The following is a 3557-nucleotide window of genomic DNA, read 5'->3' on the forward strand; positions in this document are numbered from 1 at the left end:
TTTCACCGACCCCTATCACACGGAGCGAGGCGTAAAGAACTCCGAGGCTGAATTTATACCGCCCGCAGTGACACTGACCTATCCGACTGTGAAAGAGCCTGTCCAGTATGTGCCCGCCGAATAATCAACGATACAAATGGACTTCTTAGATTACTCACTCCTGTAGTAACTTTAGCCCCGGGTGACAAGTCGGCCGGGGCTTTATCTTATGAGGAAGACAGCTGGCCGATTTCATCAAGTGCTACAACCCTCGCAACCGGCATCAACGCAAACCGATCTGGGATGCCGGGACGAACCCGGAGGGCCGCTGGCGCAGGTTTACCTACGAGGAATTAGTCGCCCGTGACAAGACCAGCCTCGATGTTTTCTGGCTCAAGGACAAAGAGCCTCACCGACCTCGATAATCTGCCCGAGCCGGATGAGCTGCCCGAGGAGATCATCGAGAATCTTGAGGCGGGGCTTAACAGCTTCCGCGCGGTGCTGGCCGGACTGGAAAAGGTGCAATGAGCACAGCGCAAATCCGGGAGGCAGGTCAGCAACGCCTGGCGCGGATTGAGACGGAGGCTGAAGGCATTAACACGTGGAAGGCTTATCTGACAGATTATCAGCCGCGCGCGAAGCATGCCGATGACGCCTGCGTCTGGCTCACCTGCACTCTGGCGCTGGAAGCTGTCAACGCCGGCAATTTCGGTATCGGGTGCATCCTGGTCGATGGCTCCGACCGTGTCGTCGTACAGGGGCACAACGAGGTCTTCAATCCGTATTTTCGCAGCGACCGGCACGCGGAGATGGTCGTCATGGATGATTTTGAAGATGCTCATCCAGAACTGGGAAAGCTCGATGGTTACGCGCTATATACATCGCTCGAACCTTGCCCCATGTGCCTGGTGCGTTTGAGCAGCAGCGGTGTGAAAAAGTATTGTTTGCCGCTAGCGATGCTGCCGGGGGCATGGCACATAAATTGAGTGACCTGCCGCCGTTCTGGATCGAATTGTCGCAAGGCAAAATGTTCTCTCAGGCAAAGTGTTCACCGGCCTTGCCGAGGCGGCCAGTCGGATCTTCCTGCTCAATCTGGAAGAATTAACCGCCAGAATTAAGGCGCGTTAAGCCGATCTTGAGTGTTTGGCCCCTGGCAGTTGCGCCTCACGGTGCAGCAGTGCATTGGACAGTCATGTCTGGAGGGACGCGCGGGCAGGTTTGCACGACAGCACCCGAACTATTCCAGGGCGTGGGATGAGCGATACAGTGCGGTGATGCAGCAACGTGGCTTCGTCGTCGCCGTGTCAATCCGACGACGGTGGCGAAGCGCCAGCTCAAGTTAGACTCTCATGTTCGCGATCACTTACACTTTGGGCTTATTTCCCCGCCTGTTAATTCCAGCGCAATGAGTACACCATGACGCCCTCCCCCTTTTCCCTTGCGTATCAGAGTTCGCTATGACGAAAAAGCCTGCCCTGCTGGCGTTGCAAGACGGCAGCCTTTTCCGCGGTCATTCCATCGGCGCGGATGGCATGGCGGTGGGCGAGGTCGTGTTCAACACCGCCATGTCCGGTTATCAGGAAATCCTCACTGACCCGTCCTACGCCAAACAGATCGTCACGCTCACCTATCCCCATATCGGCAATGTCGGCGCGAACGCGCAGGACGAAGAATCGGCGCGCGCGTATGCCCGCGGGCTGGTGGTGCGCGATGTGCCGGGGCGTCTGAGCAACTGGCGCAGTGAGGAGAATCTGTCGGAATATCTGGCACGCAAAGACGTGGTGGGGCTGGCGGGTATCGACACCCGGCGTCTGACGCGCCTGTTGCGCGAGCAGGGTGCACAGAGCGGCTGCGTCATGGCCGGTGATGTAGACGCGGAGGCCGCGGTCGCGGCCGCGCGCGAATTTCCCGGAATACAGGGCATGGATGTCGTCGAAGAGGTCAGCACGGACAAGCCTTACGAATGGGCCGAAGGCGCGTGGGTGCTGGAAGCGACGGACTTCGCGCAGCGCAAGGCGCGTGAGCCGGAATTTCACGTGGTGGCTTACGATTATGGTGTCAAACGCAATATCCTTCGGATACTGACCGATCACGGCTGCCGCATCACCGTGGTGCCGGCGCAGATGCCAGCCGCTGAGGTGCTGGAGATGAAACCGGACGGCGTGTTTCTCTCCAATGGCCCCGGCGATCCGGAACCTTGCGAATACGCAATCGAAGCCATCCGCATAGTCGTTGACGCCGGCATGCCGACTTTCGGAATCTGCTTGGGCCATCAGTTGCTGGGTCTGGCCTGCGGCGGGCGTACCAAGAAGATGAAGTTCGGTCATCATGGCGCCAATCATCCCGTGCTGGATCTCAAGAGTGGGCGCGTGATGATCAGCAGCCAGAACCACGGTTTCGAGGTCAGCGAGGACAGCCTGCCCGACAACGTTACGGTTACGCACCGCTCCTTGTTCGACCATACCAATCAGGGCATCGAATACAATGACAAACCCGCGTTCGGCTTCCAGGGCCACCCGGAGGCGAGTCCCGGCCCGCAGGACGTGCGCCCGCTGTTCGAACATTTTATAGAGCTAATGCGGGACTCGGGACTCGGGACTCGGGACGCGGAAAAGAGCAAGTGAGCGTCTCACATTTCCGCGAGCAGCTTGCCATGGTGCTCGCCAAAACAACCTATCAATTGACGTCGCATTTCCCCCGCGAGGAGAGATACGGCTTGATTTCTCAGTTGCAGCGATCGGCCGTTCGGAAAAATGCTGCTGCGGCTGCACCAAGCACTCATTCAGCTCCACCAAGCACTCATTCATAAGCTTCAGCCCTCCCGAGTCCCGAGTCCCGATAATTGACATGCCTAAACGCACCGATATAAAGAGTATTCTCATCATAGGCGCCGGGCCTATCGTCATCGGCCAGGCCTGCGAGTTCGACTATTCCGGAGCACAGGCCTGCAAGGCGCTGTGCGAAGAGGGCTACCGTGTCATCCTGGTGAATTCCAACCCCGCCACTATCATGACCGACCCCGAGATGGCCGATGCCACGTACATCGAGCCGGTTGAGTGGGGTACCATGGCGAAGATCATCGAGCGCGAAAAGCCCGATGCGCTGCTGCCGACGATGGGCGGCCAGACCGCGCTCAACTGCGCACTCGATCTGGAGCGCGAGGGTGTGCTCGAGCGTTTCGGCGTGGAGATGATCGGTGCGAGCATTGACGCGATCGATATGGCCGAAGACCGGCATCGTTTCCGCACCGCCATGGACGAGATCGGTCTCGCCTCTGCGCGCTCGAACATTGCACGCAGTCTGCAGGAAGCGATGGATATCCAGGAAGACATTGGTTTTCCCACGATTATCCGGCCGTCATTCACGCTGGGCGGTTCGGGTGGCGGCGTGGCGTACAACCGCGAGGAGTTCGAGGAAATGGTCCGGCACGGGCTGGATCTGTCGCCGCGGCACGAGCTGCTGCTCGAAGAGTCGTTGCTGGGCTGGAAGGAATACGAAATGGAGGTGGTGCGTGACAATCACGACAACTGCATCATCGTGTGCTCGATCGAAAACTTCGACCCGATGGGCATACACAC

5 protein-coding genes are annotated in these 3557 nt (G+C 58.6%); all 5 read left to right on the forward strand.

What is annotated here, in order from left to right:
• Positions 1-360: 360 nt before the first annotated feature.
• Positions 361-507: a hypothetical protein gene (locus H0V34_10765; GenBank protein ID MBA2492148.1), complete on the forward strand. Its 147-nt coding sequence runs from the start codon at positions 361-363 to the stop codon at positions 505-507.
• Positions 504-965, forward strand: a complete 462-nt coding sequence (locus tag H0V34_10770) for a nucleoside deaminase (protein ID MBA2492149.1) — start codon at positions 504-506, stop codon at positions 963-965. The genes H0V34_10765 and H0V34_10770 overlap by 4 nt, the downstream gene beginning before the upstream one ends.
• A gap of 471 nt (positions 966-1436) precedes the next feature.
• Entirely contained in the window at positions 1437-2603 is a 1167-nt protein-coding gene (carA, locus tag H0V34_10775) for a glutamine-hydrolyzing carbamoyl-phosphate synthase small subunit (protein MBA2492150.1), read from the forward strand.
• A 29-nt stretch (positions 2604-2632) separates the two neighbouring features.
• The gene (locus H0V34_10780) at positions 2633-2788 is read left to right on the forward strand and encodes a four helix bundle protein (protein ID MBA2492151.1); all 156 of its coding nucleotides are present in this window, start codon (positions 2633-2635) and stop codon (positions 2786-2788) included.
• A gap of 38 nt (positions 2789-2826) precedes the next feature.
• Positions 2827-3557 (forward strand): carbamoyl phosphate synthase large subunit (gene carB / locus H0V34_10785; GenBank protein ID MBA2492152.1); only part of this gene is annotated, 731 nt, incomplete at its 3' end.

The organism is Gammaproteobacteria bacterium (genome assembly GCA_013696315.1).
Taxonomy (GTDB): domain Bacteria; phylum Pseudomonadota; class Gammaproteobacteria; order JACCYU01; family JACCYU01; genus JACCYU01.